Source organism: Pantoea sp. X-Soil-ISGK-285 (assembly GCF_059730815.1).
The window spans coordinates 2112172-2127133 of record NZ_AP035938.1; the positions used below are offsets into that span (position 1 = coordinate 2112172).

General features: G+C 56.4%; 16 protein-coding genes. 10 read left to right on the plus strand and 6 right to left on the minus strand.

Features of this window, described 5'->3' with window-relative positions:
* Nucleotides 1-26 precede the first annotated feature (26 nt).
* Nucleotides 27-773, plus strand: a complete 747-nt coding sequence (ydfG, locus tag AC6I8B_RS10095; protein ID WP_010244822.1) for a bifunctional NADP-dependent 3-hydroxy acid dehydrogenase/3-hydroxypropionate dehydrogenase YdfG — start codon at nt 27-29, stop codon at nt 771-773.
* A gap of 31 nt (nt 774-804) precedes the next feature.
* Here the strand turns inward: ydfG and AC6I8B_RS10100 are convergent, their stop codons facing one another.
* Nucleotides 805-1131 carry a YnfA family protein gene (locus tag AC6I8B_RS10100; protein WP_031292947.1) on the minus strand — a complete coding sequence of 109 codons (327 nt, stop codon included), beginning with the start codon at nt 1129-1131 and terminating at the stop codon, nt 805-807.
* Nucleotides 1132-1410: 279 nt separating this feature from the next.
* On the opposite strand from AC6I8B_RS10100, the gene AC6I8B_RS10105 reads away from it, so the two are divergent.
* Nucleotides 1411-1734 carry a DUF1283 family protein gene (locus AC6I8B_RS10105; protein WP_010244816.1) on the plus strand — a complete coding sequence of 108 codons (324 nt, stop codon included), beginning with the start codon at nt 1411-1413 and terminating at the stop codon, nt 1732-1734.
* A gap of 44 nt (nt 1735-1778) precedes the next feature.
* Entirely contained in the window at nt 1779-2075 is a 297-nt protein-coding gene (locus tag AC6I8B_RS10110; RefSeq protein WP_033757708.1) for a DUF1161 domain-containing protein, read from the plus strand.
* Between the two features lie 39 nt (nt 2076-2114).
* Here the strand turns inward: AC6I8B_RS10110 and AC6I8B_RS10115 are convergent, their stop codons facing one another.
* Nucleotides 2115-3581 (minus strand): MDR family MFS transporter, encoded by a 1467-nt coding sequence (locus tag AC6I8B_RS10115; protein WP_039388670.1) that lies wholly within the window; start codon nt 3579-3581, stop codon nt 2115-2117.
* 392 nt (nt 3582-3973) lie between these two features.
* Between AC6I8B_RS10115 and AC6I8B_RS10120 the strand changes: the two genes are divergently transcribed.
* From AC6I8B_RS10120 to osmV, 4 genes are read left to right on the plus strand one after another with little or no spacing between them, the layout of a single operon-like run.
* Entirely contained in the window at nt 3974-4690 is a 717-nt protein-coding gene (locus AC6I8B_RS10120; protein ID WP_010244807.1) for an ABC transporter permease, read from the plus strand.
* A 17-nt stretch (nt 4691-4707) separates the two neighbouring features.
* Nucleotides 4708-5619 (plus strand): glycine betaine ABC transporter substrate-binding protein, encoded by a 912-nt coding sequence (locus AC6I8B_RS10125; protein WP_010670177.1) that lies wholly within the window; start codon nt 4708-4710, stop codon nt 5617-5619.
* Between the two features lie 9 nt (nt 5620-5628).
* A complete protein-coding gene (gene osmW / locus AC6I8B_RS10130; RefSeq protein WP_010244802.1) occupies nt 5629-6276 on the plus strand; it encodes an osmoprotectant ABC transporter permease OsmW in 648 nt (215 codons plus the stop codon).
* Complete coding sequence (gene osmV / locus AC6I8B_RS10135; protein WP_010244799.1) at nt 6276-7412, plus strand: osmoprotectant ABC transporter ATP-binding protein OsmV; 1137 nt, start codon at nt 6276-6278, stop codon at nt 7410-7412. The genes osmW and osmV overlap by 1 nt, the downstream gene beginning before the upstream one ends.
* A 430-nt stretch (nt 7413-7842) precedes the next feature.
* Here osmV and AC6I8B_RS10140 read toward each other — a convergent pair whose 3' ends face one another.
* The 4 genes from AC6I8B_RS10140 to AC6I8B_RS10155 form a co-directional block, all read right to left on the minus strand.
* Nucleotides 7843-9219: a nucleobase:cation symporter-2 family protein gene (locus AC6I8B_RS10140; protein ID WP_010670178.1), complete on the minus strand. Its 1377-nt coding sequence runs from the start codon at nt 9217-9219 to the stop codon at nt 7843-7845.
* Between the two features lie 180 nt (nt 9220-9399).
* Nucleotides 9400-10098, minus strand: coding sequence for a dethiobiotin synthase (bioD, locus tag AC6I8B_RS10145; protein ID WP_122458430.1), 699 nt, complete (start codon nt 10096-10098; stop codon nt 9400-9402).
* Nucleotides 10099-10211: 113 nt separating this feature from the next.
* The gene (gene mlc / locus AC6I8B_RS10150) at nt 10212-11429 is read right to left on the minus strand and encodes a sugar metabolism global transcriptional regulator Mlc (protein ID WP_010244790.1); all 1218 of its coding nucleotides are present in this window, start codon (nt 11427-11429) and stop codon (nt 10212-10214) included.
* 130 nt (nt 11430-11559) lie between these two features.
* Nucleotides 11560-12453 carry a LysR family transcriptional regulator gene (locus AC6I8B_RS10155; RefSeq protein ID WP_033771811.1) on the minus strand — a complete coding sequence of 298 codons (894 nt, stop codon included), beginning with the start codon at nt 12451-12453 and terminating at the stop codon, nt 11560-11562.
* 95 nt (nt 12454-12548) lie between these two features.
* Here AC6I8B_RS10155 and ynfM point away from each other — a divergent pair, with 95 nt between their 5' ends.
* From ynfM to cybB, 3 genes are all read left to right on the plus strand, one after another.
* Nucleotides 12549-13802, plus strand: coding sequence for a multidrug efflux MFS transporter YnfM/SxtP(Kp) (gene ynfM / locus AC6I8B_RS10160; RefSeq protein ID WP_332837838.1), 1254 nt, complete (start codon nt 12549-12551; stop codon nt 13800-13802).
* Nucleotides 13803-13969: 167 nt separating this feature from the next.
* Entirely contained in the window at nt 13970-14230 is a 261-nt protein-coding gene (locus AC6I8B_RS10165) for a hypothetical protein (protein WP_010244780.1), read from the plus strand.
* A gap of 112 nt (nt 14231-14342) precedes the next feature.
* A complete protein-coding gene (gene cybB, locus AC6I8B_RS10170) occupies nt 14343-14885 on the plus strand; it encodes a cytochrome b561 (protein ID WP_010244777.1) in 543 nt (180 codons plus the stop codon).
* Nucleotides 14886-14962 lie beyond the last annotated feature (77 nt).

Below are 14962 nucleotides of genomic sequence, written 5' to 3' on the forward strand. Positions count from 1 at the left end.
CTGAAAATGGCATAAGGAACAGTGAGATGATTATTTTTGTCACCGGTGCGACCGCCGGTTTTGGTCAAAGCATCACCCGTCGCTTTATTGAGAATGGTCATAAAGTGATTGCCACTGGACGACGGGCTGAACGTTTAAAAGCGCTGAAGGATGAACTGGGCGAGAATATTTATACGGTACAGCTCGATGTGCGTAACCGTGCCGCCATTGAAGAGGCGGTGGCGCAGTTACCGGCGGAATGGCGCAATATCGACGTGCTGGTCAACAACGCCGGTCTGGCGCTGGGCGTCGAACCGGCGCACAAGGCCAACGTCGAAGACTGGGAAAACATGATTGACACCAACACCAAAGGCCTGGTCTATATGACCCGCGCCCTGCTGCCACAGATGGTGGAGCGTGATGTCGGTCATATCATCAATATCGGTTCAATTGCCGGCAGCTGGCCCTATGCCGGCGGCAACGTCTACGGCGCCACCAAAGCCTTTGTGCGCCAGTTCAGCCTGAATCTGCGAACCGATTTACACGGCACCGCGCTGCGTGTGACCGACATTGAACCGGGTCTGGTCGGTGGCACAGAGTTTTCCAACGTGCGCTTTAAGGGCGATGATGACAAAGCGGGTCAGGTCTACGAAGGGGCTACCGCCTTAACGCCGGAAGATGTGACAGAAGCCGTATACTGGGTGGCCACACTGCCTAAACATGTCAACATCAATAGCCTTGAGATGATGCCGGTCAGCCAGACGCTGGCGGGGCTGAAAGTGCATAAACCTTAACTCCCTGCAGCGCCAGCCCTCACGGCTGGCGTTACCCGCGTCCCCAGCCCATCACGATAATCAGCATGCCGCTGAATGCGATCAGAGCCCCGCTCCAGTCCCACACACTTAGCTTCACGCCATCCACCACCCGCAACCAGAGCAGCGCGGTAAGCACATAGACGCCACCGTAGGCGGCATAAACCCGTCCGCTGGCCGCGGGATGCAGCGTCAGCAGCCAGACAAACAGCGCCAGACTTGCTGCCGCAGGGAGTAGCAACCAGGCTGAGCCGCCTTTTTTCAGCCATAACCACGGCAGAAAGCAGCCGGTGATCTCCGCCAGTGCGGTAATAAAAAACAGCAAGGCGGTTTTAATCAGCATCCTTACCTCTCCTTAACGTAAACAAACGACTCACTGCTGGTGAGCAAAGAAACGGCGATGATATACTAATAGCCAGGCCCATCAGGCTGTTTTATTTGTCCGTCTGAACCCGGGCAGTGCTTACCCTCCTCACGTACACCCTGTACGCACCGGTTGTTATGCGCTGTCGGTGTTCAGACTTCTGCCTCAATGCCCCCTGATGAGCCAGGCTCTAAGCATGCCCGCTGCAACCGCTGTCGTGGATGGCGATGTTTGCGTTAACTAAAGGATAGTGTGATGAAAAAAATGATCCCTGCCGTGCTGATGGTTCTCCTCTCCACTGCGGCATTCACTGCCACTGCGAATACTAATCGTCTGATTATCGAAGATGGCAGTTCCGCGCTGAGCAATGAAGCAGCGCGCCAGGATAAAGAGCAATGGAATGACACGCGCATGCTGCGCAATAAAGTGAACACCCGGGTCGAAAAAGAGTTTGATAAAACCGATCGCGCGTTTGATACCCGCGACAAGTGCGAGCAGAGCCTCAATCTCAACGCCTACTGGGAGCCCAACACCCTGCGTTGTCTGGATCGTCGTTCCGGTCGCCCGGTAGCGCCGTAAATTTGAGCTATAGTAATGACGACGACTAACATAAGGAAGACGTGATGAAGCTACAGAGGGTTTTGTTAAGCGCGGCGTTATTTGCTCTGCCGCTGATGGCGCAGGCATCCTGTGAATCGGTAAAAACCGAAATCAGCCAGAAAATTATTCAGAACGGTGTACCTGAGTCGGGTTTTAGTCTCGACATCGTCGCCAACGATCAGGTTGATCAGGCGGGTGGCCAGGTCGTCGGACATTGTGAGAACGACACACAAAAAATTGTTTATAAGCGCTCAGGCAGTGACAACGAAGCCAGCGTACCTGCCAGTGTCGGCAGTTCGCAGGACTCATCTGCCCAGTAGTTCTGTTCAAATCAGGGCGACATCCTGTCGCCCTGCCTGTTAGTCCGCCTGTTCCGGCCGCTGACGCGGCATCATCCATGCCACACCCACCGCAAACAGCGCAATCACCAGTGCCACCACGAACACCCAGTGCAGTGAGGCGGCAATGGCTGCTGTCATCTGCTGCAGGGTTTCCGGCTGTAACTGCTGACGGCTGGGTTCGGACATAATCTTCTGCACCGGATCCTCGACCTGCGGCAAACGCCACTGCAGATTGAGATTCAGCACCGCGCCCATGATCGCCGTCCCTACCGCCGACCCGATCATCCGGCTGAACATAATTGAAGCGGTACAGATGCCGCGAATCTGGTAATCCGCCTGATTTTGCACTGATACCAGGAACGTGGTGCTGGTCATTCCCATTCCGGTACCGATCAGAAACGCCGTAAAGCCCGCCTGATAGAGTGAGCTTGCGGGCTGTAAAAACAGCAGCAAGGCACTGCCGGTCACCAGCAACAGCGCCCCAAGCTGGGCGGTGAAGCGGTAGGAGGTGTGCAGCATCAGTCTGCCGCTGAGGGTGCTGGCCAGCGGCCAGCCAATCGACATCATCGCCAGCACACTGCCCGCCTGTAACGGTGAACCGCCGCTGATCCCCTGAATCCAGGTGGGCAGAAAAGCGCTGATGCCCATCATGGCCGCCCCGATGATGAGGTTGCCCGCATTGCCCGCCACGATAAGCCGGCTGCGCCAGATTATCAGCGGAAACAGCGGTGCCGCTGAATGCAGCTCGTGGCGTCTGAGCTGCCAGCCAGCGAACAGTGAGAAGAGCAGAAACGGCACCAGCCAGACGCCCAGCTGTTCCGCCTGCAACAGCGCAATCAGCAAGGCCGTCACGCAGAGCATCAGCCAGCCGCTGCCCGCCAGGTTCAGCGGCTGCGATTTCTCCTCCTTCTGGTGCGACGGTAGCCAGCGCCACAGCATCAGCATGCTGATCAGGCCGATGGGCAGATTGACCCAGAAAATCACCGACCAGCTAAAGTGCTGTACCAGCCACGCGCCGGTCAGCGGCCCCACTATCGCCGCTACACCCCAGACGCTGGAGAGCCAGCCCTGCACGCTGGCGCGTTCACGCGGCGAATAGATATCCGCCACGATGGTGGAGCTGAGGGGCATGATCGCCCCCGCCCCCAGGCCCTGAAACGCCCGGAACAGGATCAGCCAGGTCATGGTATGGGCAAAGCCACACAGCACCGACCCCACCAGGAAAATCGACGTGCCGACAAAAAACATCGTTTTGCGACCCACCATATCCGCCAGCCGCCCATAGAGCGGCACGCTGACCGCCTGGGTCAGCAGATAGATCGAGAAGACCCAGCCAAACTGCGAAAAACCGCCGAGGTCAGCAATGATGGTGGGCATCGCGGTGGCCACAATAGTGACTTCAATGGCCGCCATAAACATCGCCAGCATGCAGGCGATTAAGATCCAGTGGCGATGTCCGGTCTGGAGTTGTGCGCTTTCAGTCATAGGGTTCCTTTTTTAATCTGCAAGGCTAGCTGAAAAACAGACAATGCAGTTTCCCGCGCGTGCGCATTTTCTGCGCCCTCTGTGACAGTGTCACCAGAAATCGATGAAAATTTTTTATTGTCGCATTAGCCCAGCGGCTACGCGGCTTTAACACCATTTTAACCTGTTTCTATCTCTCTGATTTGTGGCTTAAAAGCTGGCTTGTGCAATAAAGGGCTGCTATAGCATTAAACCATCTTATTCAGTATTCACTGAAAAAGAGTGGGTAAACAGTCATTTTATCTACATTTTATCGCAGTTTCGGTATTGGGCGCGGCGGCATTTTTTGCCGTACCTGTCGGGCTGTTTATGGTTGTTATAACAATTGAGATCGTAATCAGGGAGATTCTCCTATGCAAAATGCTTCACTGGCCCGACGCGCCGGTCTGGCACTGCTTGCAGTGGTCGCGGTGATCGCGGTGCTGATCTGGGGCCTTGGCTGGGATCAGCTGGTCGCACGTAAAGTCGATCTGCTTTATCTCGGGCAACAACACCTCTTCTTAGTCTTCTGGTCAATGCTGTTCGCTTTGCTGGTCGGTATCCCCAGCGGCATCCTGCTAAGTCGCCCGTTTGCACGTCGCTGGGCAGAGTACGTGATGCAGATTTTCAATGTCGGTAACACCCTGCCACCACTGGCGGTACTGGCTCTGGCGATGGTTATTATCGGGATTGGCGACCGTCCGGCGCTGATTGCGCTGTTTCTGGCTTCGCTGCTGCCTATCGTCCGCAACACCTTCTCTGGTCTGAGCGCAGTTCCCCCGTCGCTGATTGAGGCGGCCAACGGCATCGGCATGACCAAATGGCAGCGTCTGCGTCAGGTAGAGCTGCCGAATGCCTTGCCGGTCATCCTCTCTGGCGTGCGCATCGCCACCGCCATCAATGTCGGCACCGCCCCACTGGCGTTCCTGATTGGCGCCAGCAGCTTTGGCGAGCTGATCTTCCCGGGCATCTATCTGAATGACTTTCCGACGCTGATACTCGGCGCCGTCGCCACTGCACTGGTGGCACTGGTACTGGATATGATGCTGGCCGCGCTGGGCCGCTTTCTGAGTCCGCACGCTGCGGCCTGACCACAAGGAGCTTTGCAATGCTAACGCGTTGGATTAAGAAAAGCGTTGTCGCGCTGACCGCGACACTGCTGTTAAGCCAGACGGCACAGGCTGCTGCACCGCTGGTGATGGCGACCAAAAGTTTTACCGAGCAGCATATCCTGTCAGCAATGACGGTGCTCTGGCTGCAGAAGAAAGGCTTCGAGGTGGTGCCTAAACGCAATATCGCCACCACCATTGGCCGTAATGCGCTGCTGAATAAGCAGATTGATATGGTCTGGGAATATACCGGCACCTCGCTGATCATCTTTAACCATATCAACCAGCCGATGTCTTCACAGCAGGCGTATGAGACGGTGAAAAAGCTGGATGCCAGACTGGGGCTGGTCTGGCTTAACCCGGCACCAATGAACAACACCTATGCCTTTGCCATGACCCGTGAACGGGCCGAAAAAGAGGGCATCAGCACCATGTCGCAGCTGGTTGCGAAGATTGAGCAGGTGCGTAAAACCGACCCGGATCATAACTGGCGACTGGGTCTGGACCTGGAGTTCTCGGGTCGTTCAGACGGCATGAAGCCGCTGCAGAAAACCTACAACCTGACGCTGGATCGCCCGCAGATCCGCCAGATGGACCCCGGTCTGGTCTATAACGCGATTCGCGACGGATTCGTGGATGCCGGTCTGATCTACACCACCGATGGCCGGGTTAAGGGCTTCAACATGAAAGTACTGGAGGATGATAAGCACTTCTTCCCGAGCTACAACGTGACGCCGGTTGTGCGTCAGGATGTGCTGGCGAGTCATCCGGGGCTGGATACCGCGCTTAATCAGCTTTCTGCGCAGATCACCGATGAGGCGATAACAGAGCTGAACAAGCGGGTCGATATCGATCATCAGTCACCGGAAACCGTGGCGCGTGATTTCCTTAAATCCAAAAACATGCTGTAAGGAGGCACTGTGGATACCCTTCACTACATCATGGATAACTGGAGCACCCTGCTCACCCTGAGCTGGCAGCACAGCTGGCTGGTGCTGGTCGCGGTCGGACTGGCAATTGTGATTGGCGTGCCGCTTGGCATTCTGATCGTGCGTGTAAGATGGCTGGCAACGCCGATTCTCGGTATCGCCACCGTAGTGCTGACTATTCCCACCATTGCGCTGTTTGGTCTGATGATCCCGCTGTTTTCACTCATCGGTCAGGGCATTGGCGCGCTGCCGGCGATTACCGCCGTATTCCTCTACTCGCTGCTGCCGATTGTCCGAAACACCCACACCGCACTGGAGAATCTGCCGGACGGCCTGCGTGAGGCGGGCCGTGGTATCGGCATGACGTTCTGGCAGCGCCTGCGCTGGGTTGAAATCCCGATGGCGCTGCCGGTGATCTTCGGTGGCATCCGTACCGCCGTGGTGATGAACGTTGGCGTCATGGCGATTGCCGCTGTGATTGGCGCGGGCGGTCTGGGCCAGCTGCTGCTGGATGGTATCAGCGGCAGTGATATTCGTATGTTAATTGCCGGGGCATTGATGATCTGTCTGCTGGCTATTTTTCTTGACTGGCTGCTGCACCGTTTGCAGCAGGCGCTGACTCCAAAGGGGATTCGATAATGATTACGCTGGAAAACCTGACGAAAACCTTTACACAGAAAAACGGCACGACCAATAAAGCCGTCGATAACGTCAGCCTGCACGTGCCAGCCGGTGAGATGTGCGTGCTGCTGGGACCCTCGGGCTGCGGGAAAACCACCACGCTGAAGATGATTAACCGCCTGATTCCCGCCACCAGTGGCCGGATCCTGATTAATGGTGAAGATACCAGTACACAGGACACCACCACCCTGCGCCGCAACATTGGCTATGTTATCCAGCAGATTGGTCTGTTTCCCAACATGACCATCGAGGAGAACATTACCGTGGTGCCACGCATGCTGGGCTGGAACAAAAAGCAGTGCCACGAGCGGGCTACCGAGCTGATGAGCATGGTAGCGCTGGATCCCACCAAATTCCTGCATCGCTATCCGCGAGAGATGTCCGGCGGTCAGCAGCAGCGTATCGGGGTGATTCGTGCCCTGGCGGCGGATCCACCGGTGCTGCTGATGGATGAGCCGTTTGGCGCCGTTGACCCGATTAACCGCGAAGTGATCCAGAATGAGTTTCTCGACATGCAGCGTCAGCTGAAAAAAACCGTAATGCTGGTGAGCCACGATATTGACGAGGCACTGAAACTCGGCGATCGCATTGCGGTATTTGGTCAGGGTAAAATCGTGCAGTGCGCCAGCCCGGATGAACTGCTGGCGACCCCTGCCAATGAGTTCGTCGGCTCGTTTGTGGGTCAGGACCGTACGCTTAAGCGCCTGTTACTGGTGCAGGCGGGCGACGTGACCGACCAGCAGCCGACCATCACCGTCCGCCGCTCTACACCGCTGGAAGAAGCCTTTGGCACCATGGATGAGAACGATATGCGGTCGATTACCGTGGTCGATGAGGATGGCAAACCGCTGGGCTTCGTGAAGCGTCGCGAGGCGCGTAACGTCAGTGGCCGCTGTGAAGAGCGACTGCACACCTTTAAGGTCACCGGTAAAGCGGAAGAGAACCTGCGCGTGGTGCTGTCAAAACTCTATGAGCACAACACGGTCTGGATGCCGATTGTCGATGAAGAGGGTCGCTACAGCGGTGAGATTTCGCAGGATTATATTGCGGATTACCTCAGTTCTGGTCGTACCCGCCGTCGTCTGAATCCATAATTTCGTCACCTAAATGGGTCTTACCGGCCCATTAAAACAGCACATATAAGCAGATATACCCAAGCCTGGGTAAATCAGACAGCAACAAACAAGCTTAACGCGCAGGGAACCGGGTCAGAGGAGGAAAGCGTCCCGCGCCAGGACGGCGCGGGCCGAGCGTGCCACGGATGGCGGCTTTTGCGACTTTCCGATCTGACCCTGTTCCCTTCGCAGACTCCATCTTAAAGCCAGTTAAGTCACGGCCTGTCCTGTCTGTCAATTCAGGTAGTAGCTCAGGGAGCATACGCCTGTAGCAAAGACGCAAAAGATGCCATCCATGGCATGCTCAGCGCGGCCCATCCCTGGTCCGCGATGCTTTGATACAGGCATATGCTCCCATCGCTTTGGATTTTTGAGCCGTATGTGAGAGATACATCGGCTCTTCTGCTTTTTAGCTCTCCGTCAGCGTTTCCGCCTCCACCTCTTCCACCACAGGCGCCTCGTCCGGCAGCACCATGTTCAGCACAATCGCCAGAATACCGCCGGTCGTCACCGCATGACCAAACAGACTGTTAATCAGCGGCGGGAACTGCTTCAGCACATCCGGCACCGCCTCCACGCCCAGACCAATACCAAAAGCGATCGCCACAATCAGCATCTCGCGGCGACCCAGCGGCGTCTGGGTCATCACACGGATGCCCGCAGCAACCACGCTGCCAAACATCACGATTGTCGCCCCGCCCAGCACCGGCGGCGGGATCTGCTGCAACAGGGAGCCAATAAAGGGAAACAGCCCCAGCAGCGCCAGCATGATTCCCAGCAGCATACCGACGTAACGGCTGGCGACGCCGGTCATCTGGATAACGCCATTGTTCTGCGCAAACGTGGTGTTGGGAAAGGCGGAGAAGACCGCTGCCAGCACACAGCTCAGGCCGTCGGCGACAATGCCACCCTGCAACCGCTGCTGAAAAGGTTTGCCGGTGATCGGCTGCTGTGAAATCAGGCAGTTAGCGGTAAGGTCACCGACGGCTTCAATTACCGCGATCACTGACACTAGCGCGATCGGCAGGAAAATGGTCCAGTCAAAGGCAAAACCAAACCGGAAGAACGCGGGCAGCACCAGCCAGTTGCTCTCCGGCGCAACATTAAGTTGCAGATGACCGGTCAAGGCCGCGGCAACGCATCCCACCGCGATTCCGGCCACCACCGCCACCAGCCGCGCCCAGCGATTTCGCGAGCGGTTCAGCGCCACGATCACCAGCAACGTCAGCGCCCCCAGCGCCAGATTTCCCGGCGATCCAAAATCTGTGGCGTTGTGCCCGCCCGCCCAGTCGGTAATGCTGACTTTTATCAGGCTGATGCCAATCAGGGTGATCACCGTGCCGGTCACCACCGGCGTCAGCACTTTGCGCAGCGAGCCAACGCAGCGGCTGATCAGAATCGGAATCAACGCCGCCACCAGGTTACAGCCAAACAGCATCGCCATAATCTCTTCCGGCGAACCACCGCGCCCTTTCACCATCAGACCACCCGAGAGGATCACCCCCAGAAACGCGAAGCTGGTGCCCTGCAGACAGATCATGCCCGCCCCGATGCCATAAAAGCGTCTGGCCTGCATAAACGTGCCTAAGCCGGAAACGAACAATGACATGCTGATCAGATAAGGAATATAGGCCTGCAACCCCAGAACGGAGCCAATAATCAGCGGCGGCGTGATGATTCCCACCACGCTGGCCAGCAGATGTTGCAGTGCGGCGAAAAACGCCGGGGCGGGGCCGATGCGGGCTTCAAGCCCATATAACAAACCTTTCTCGTGCGAGTGCGACATGATGGGGCTCCAGCTCAGTGTGATAAGCGGAGTTAATGCATTTTCTGCGCCATGACGCCACGATTTCGCGATATCCGAGCCAGGTCTTTCAATTCTAAATGGAAATAGTTAAAGACAGCCGACAACGAGCCTGAAACTTTAGGCTCACTGCCGACTCAGATGACTTGGTTTGTTTCATAATCAGGCGATCTTTGCACTCACAGCGTGCAGATTGTTCTGCTCCAGCAGAGAAATATCGATGTAAGACGTCAGATCACGCTGTTCTGCACGCGGCAGATATGGCAGCTCGCCCAGCAGCGGCGCACTAATTTTTTCACGCAGAATCTCAATAATATCGCTGTACTGCGCCAGTCCCGGATTGATGCGATTGGCCACCCAGCCCACCAGTGGCAGTCCATCCTGCGCTATCGCTTCTGCTGTTAACAGGGCATGGCTGATACAGCCCGACTGGATACCGACCACCAGCACCACCGGCAGCTGCTGCTCAACGACCCAGCAGGAGAGCGGACGTCCGTCGTTCATCAGGCTGCGCCAGCCGCCAGTGCCTTCCACAACTACGCGATCGGCCTGCTCCGTCAGGCTGCTTAAGCCCTGTGTCAGCAATGCGTAATCAATGATCTGGCTCGGATGGGTGCAGATCTCCTCTTCCTGAAAGGCCAGCGGATTGATCGCCTGATAGGGTAAATCGATGGATGAAGCGCTTTGCAGAACCTGTGCATCTTTGTTACGCAGGCCGTCAGCGGTTTTGACCGCGCAGCGCGCGACGGGCTTGTACCCGACGGCACTGAGCCTGGCCTGGATAAAACTTTGTAACAGGGCGCGTGACACCACCGTTTTGCCCACTGCGGTGTCAGTGCCGGTAACAAATAGTCTGTTCACTCAACTTCTCCTCTCGAACCGTTGTGGTTAATCGGTGATTAACCTTGCTGCGAACCGGCATTTTAAGGAATGGAGGATGAGAACAGATTGCGTTAGCGCAAGATTAGGCCCGCTTAACCTTGCAACAGTTTCACTAACAGGTGTCCGTTATAGAGCGCGTCTTTGATCAGCGCTGCGCCGCCTAACGTTCCCGGCTCGCTAAATTCGGTAGGTGCCAGCTGGATACTCGCACTGTAGGCCGGGAGTGATTGCTGCAGAATGGTGTTGCTCACGGCCGGAAACAGCACATCCGCGGCGGCATTAAGGGGGGAACCGATAAGAATATGTTGAGGATTGAAGATGTTGACCATCATCGCCAGAATCCGGCCAACATGATGACCCACGCTGGCGATGGTGTCGCGCGCCAGACGGTCGCCAGACTGCGCCGCCGCGCACAGCGACTCCAGCGTCAGCGGCTGATTATTGAGCAGGCTGTCGGGCTGGGCAGGCAGACGCTGCGCCGCCAGCGCCAGCAGACTGCCGGTACTGGCCACGGTCTCCAGACAGCCATGATTACCGCAGTAGCACTGCTGTCCATACGGGTCGATCTGAGTATGCCCGATCTCGACCAGCGCCCTGCCACTTTTATGCAGCAGCTGACCGCCACTGATCACCCCGGCTCCCACGGTTTCATCAATCACAATCTGAATCACATCCTGCGCCCCACGTGAGGCACCAAACAGCGACTCCGCCAGCGTCCAGGCTGAAATATCGTGCTGCACAAACACCGGTAAGCCGGTTCGCGCCGCCAGCGCATCGCCCAGCGGCATATCGCGCACCTCATAACCCGGTAGCCGATGCACCACACCTGACGCGGCGTTGATCAGCCCTGGCAATGTAATGGCAATGGCCGTAAGACGTTCCAGTTTCTTCTGATGACGAATAAAGAAGGCATCAACCTGTTCAATCAGCGCGGTAAGTAACGGCTGAGCAGACTCATCAGGCAGCGGCAGGCTCTCTTCCACCAGTTCCTTGCTGCTGAGATCGCGCAGCGTAAACGTCATGGCGCCGCGATGCAGGCGAATAGCCAGATAGTGCCAGGCGTCGGTATCCAGTATCAGGCCTATCGCCGGACGACCACGACTGCCGGGATCCTGAAACTCGGTCTCCTGCACTAAATGTGCGTCCAGCATTTCACGCACAATTTTGGTAATGCTGGCCGGAGCAAGCTGGGCACGGCGGGAAAGTTCGATACGCGAAATGGGACCATAACGGTCAATTAATCGATATACGACACCTGCATTAGTCTGCTTGATCTGGTCAATGTGGCCAGGTTGACTGTCCGGATTCACAACCCTGCTCCCGGTTATTTTCGCGCTTCTAAATAAACATGCGCCATGGTGAGCCAGATCCGGCGACAGCGTCAAATATTTGATTAGAAATGTGATTTATCGCACAGATTGATGCGGTGTTGCCCGCGCATCAGTGCCGGTTTCGCCGCAGCAACGCCATCATGTTTTCCATCTGCGCATTTATTTCGCGTCCGGCTGACCAGACCAGCCACAGCTCTGAAATGGCATCCTCTTCCGTTAAGGGCAACCAGACCAAATCGGCCAGCCGCGCCCGACGAAATGAGGCAGGCAGAATGGAGACGCCTAACCCGGTTGCCACCAGCCCAAGGATGGTCATCGCCTCACCCACTTCCTGGGTAATAAAGGGCTTGATATGATAGCGGTGCAGCAGCGCCAGAATGTCGCTATAGAGCGCGGTTCCGCCCTGAGGATCAAAGAAGACAAAGGGTTCCGCCGCCAGGGCAGTGACAGAGATTTTATCGGCGTCAGCCAGCGGATGCGCCTTATGCACCACGGCATAAAGCGGCTCACTCAGCAGCAGCTGATGACGCAGATCGGCGGGCAGCGGCGTGTTGCGCATCACGCCAAGATCGAGCCGTCCATCATGAAGCGGTGCCAGCTGCTGGCGGGTATTAATCTCCTGCATCTGAATATGTACCTGCGGCCAGCGCTGACGAAACCGGAATAGCGCGTCAGAGACCACGGCGGTAAACGGGGCCGAGGAGGTAAAGCCAATCCGCAGCTCCCCCTCTTCACCACGATGCAGCCGGGCGGCGCGATCGGCCGCCTGTTCAACCTGTAACAGAATCGCGCGGGCGTCACTCAGCAGTTGCTGTCCGGCAGCGGTAAGCTGCACGCTGCGGTTAGTGCGATTGAACAGCCTTGCGCCCGTTTCTGTTTCCAGCTGAATAATCTGCTGGCTGAGCGGCGGCTGAGAAATGTTCAGACGCTGGGCCGCCCGCCCGAAATGTAATTCTTCCGCCACCGCAACAAAGTAGCGCAGATGACGCAGTTCGATATTCATATCTTAAACGTCTCATTTGAGATTATTAATATATTAGACATCATAATGCCGCTTTCCTAAGCTGACGACAGGTTTTCTAAATTTGAGGAAGATGTGTGAGTCGCTCAACACATGCTGTCACAGTGGATGAGAATGCGGTCTCTGCGCCGCCAGAGTCTGTTGCCGCTTCAGGTCATATCCGCCGGGATTCCCCACAGTTTATGCGCGTGACGCTGGCGCTTTTCTCCGCCGGGCTGGCGACCTTTGCCCTGCTCTACTGTGTGCAGCCGATTCTGCCGGTGCTGTCACAGCAGTTTGGTATCTCTCCGGCAACCAGCAGCCTGTCGCTCTCCATCTCGACCGGTCTGATGGCGCTGGGCCTGCTGGTCACCGGGCCGCTCTCTGATGCTATCGGTCGTAAATCGGTGATGGTCACAGCCCTGATGCTGGCCGCCATCTGCACGCTGATCTCGGCCACCATGACCAGCTGGCACGGCATTCTGATTATGCGGGCGTTGATGGGATTGTCGCTGAGTGGCGTGGCGGCGGTCGGCATGACCTACCTCAGCGAGGAGATGGATGCACGCGTCGTCGCCTTTTCCATGGGGTTATATATCAGCGGTAACTCGATAGGCGGGATGAGCGGTCGACTGCTGAGCGGTGTACTGACTGACCTCTTCTCATGGCGACTCGCCGTGGCGGTAATCGGCTGTTTTTCGCTGGCCTCGGCGCTGATGTTCTGGAAAATCCTGCCTGCGTCGCGCCATTTCCGGCCCATTACGCTGCGTCCGCGTAATCTGCTGATTAACTTCCGGCTGCACTGGCGCGATCCGGGCCTTCCCTGGCTGTTTGCCGAAGGATTCCTGCTGATGGGAGCCTTTGTCACCCTGTTTAACTATATTGGCTACCGTTTACTGGATGCGCCCTGGCATCTCAGCCAGGCTGTGGTCGGGCTGTTATCAGTGGTCTACCTCACCGGCTCCTGGAGTTCGCCTAAGGCGGGCGCGCTGACCAACCGGTTGGGTCGGGGTCCTGTGATGCTGGGTGCTACCGCCATCATGCTGCTGGGTTTGCTGATTACCGCCTTCAACTCCCTCTGGCTGATCCTGCCAGGGATGATGCTGTTCACCGCCGGTTTTTTTGCCGCCCATGCGGTTGCCAGCGGCTGGATTGGCCCCCGGGCACGCCGGGCACGAGGCCAGGCTTCTTCGCTCTATCTGTTCAGCTACTACGTGGGTTCCAGCGTCGCGGGTACGCTGGGTGGCGTGTTCTGGCATAACTTTGGCTGGAGCGGGATTACGCTGTTTATCAGCGTCCTGCTGATCCTGGCGTTACTGGTTGCCTGGCGTCTGCACAGTAAAAAACTCTGAGAACGTCTTCTCATGCCAGGCCTGGCTTCTCCTGCGGGCCTGGCGGTTTATCACAATAAACGCGCTATTCAGAGCCACAGCAAACAAAACGCAGGTTTCCCGCTATAATCGTTTTTATTGTAATAATTCATCTGCTTTGCCTTTTAACACGGCAACAAGGAACGCCTGTGGCTCTCTACTACTACGTCAATAAACAGTCAGGATATAACAATAATCATGTGGTTCATGCCGCAGGCTGCCCCCATCTTCCCGACATCGATAACCGTATGTTTCTGGGCAGTTTTTACCATGTGAATGCCGCCATCCTGCAGGCTAAAAAATATTATGCTGGCGCAATCGGCTGTGAAAATTGTTGTCCACTCAAAAATGTTGACCAGCAGGCCACCCAGCTCAGCGTGGCCCTGAAGCACACCCCGGCTTCGCGTTAATCTGATCCACATGGTAAGGGGGAAAAAATTTTTCCCGCTGCGCTAATTTGTTAAGAATTACCGCTGTTTTCCGTTATGTTAATCTTTCTGATTCTCTTTAATGGAATGCACAATGCGGGATAAGTTTGCGCGCGCTCAGATAGCCCTTCACTGGCTCACCTTTTTACTGGTGGTGACGGCCTACGCCACCATTGAACTGCGCGGTTTTGCACAGCGCGGATCCTGGCAGGGTTATGCCATGATCATTACCCATTTCAGCGCCGGCGCGACCATCCTGGTATTGATGCTTGCCCGCCTCTTTTTACGCACCCGGCATCGCACACCGCCCATTACTCCCGCTCCGCCGCGCTGGCAAACCGGGCTGGCACATCTGACTCATACCCTGCTCTATGCTCTGTTTATCACTCTGCCGATCCTCGGCCTGACATCGCGTTATCTTAAAGGTCGGGAATGGTGGCTGTTTGGCATCAGCATGCCGGTCGCGCCTGAACCTGACTTTGATATGGCGGATATGCTGATTGGCTGGCATGAAACCCTGGCACCGCTGGGTTACTGGCTGATCGGACTGCATGCTGCTGCCGCACTGTTCCATCACTATCTGCTTAAAGACAATACTCTGCTGCGAATGATGCCCGCCCGGCGTCGCGGTCAATAACCTCAGGCTATCGCCCTGTGATGGGGCGATAAAAAAATTTCAGCATTAAAAGGCGTTTATAAGGTTTCTCTTCCCGC

Bases quoted from the DNA above. Each gene is read 5' to 3' on its own strand.
- AC6I8B_RS10110 (WP_033757708.1), top strand. From the start codon at position 1,779: ATGAAGCTACAGAGGGTTTTGTTAAGCGCGGCGTTATTTGCTCTGCCG.
- cybB (WP_010244777.1), top strand. From the start codon at position 14,343: ATGCGGGATAAGTTTGCGCGCGCTCAGATAGCCCTTCACTGGCTCACC.
- AC6I8B_RS10115 (WP_039388670.1), bottom strand. From the start codon at position 3,581: ATGACTGAAAGCGCACAACTCCAGACCGGACATCGCCACTGGATCTTA.
- AC6I8B_RS10125 (WP_010670177.1), top strand. From the start codon at position 4,708: ATGCTAACGCGTTGGATTAAGAAAAGCGTTGTCGCGCTGACCGCGACA.
- osmV (WP_010244799.1), top strand. From the start codon at position 6,276: ATGATTACGCTGGAAAACCTGACGAAAACCTTTACACAGAAAAACGGC.
- AC6I8B_RS10120 (WP_010244807.1), top strand. From the start codon at position 3,974: ATGCAAAATGCTTCACTGGCCCGACGCGCCGGTCTGGCACTGCTTGCA.
- ydfG (WP_010244822.1), top strand. From the start codon at position 27: ATGATTATTTTTGTCACCGGTGCGACCGCCGGTTTTGGTCAAAGCATC.
- AC6I8B_RS10155 (WP_033771811.1), bottom strand. From the start codon at position 12,453: ATGAATATCGAACTGCGTCATCTGCGCTACTTTGTTGCGGTGGCGGAA.
- AC6I8B_RS10105 (WP_010244816.1), top strand. From the start codon at position 1,411: ATGAAAAAAATGATCCCTGCCGTGCTGATGGTTCTCCTCTCCACTGCG.
- AC6I8B_RS10140 (WP_010670178.1), bottom strand. From the start codon at position 9,219: ATGTCGCACTCGCACGAGAAAGGTTTGTTATATGGGCTTGAAGCCCGC.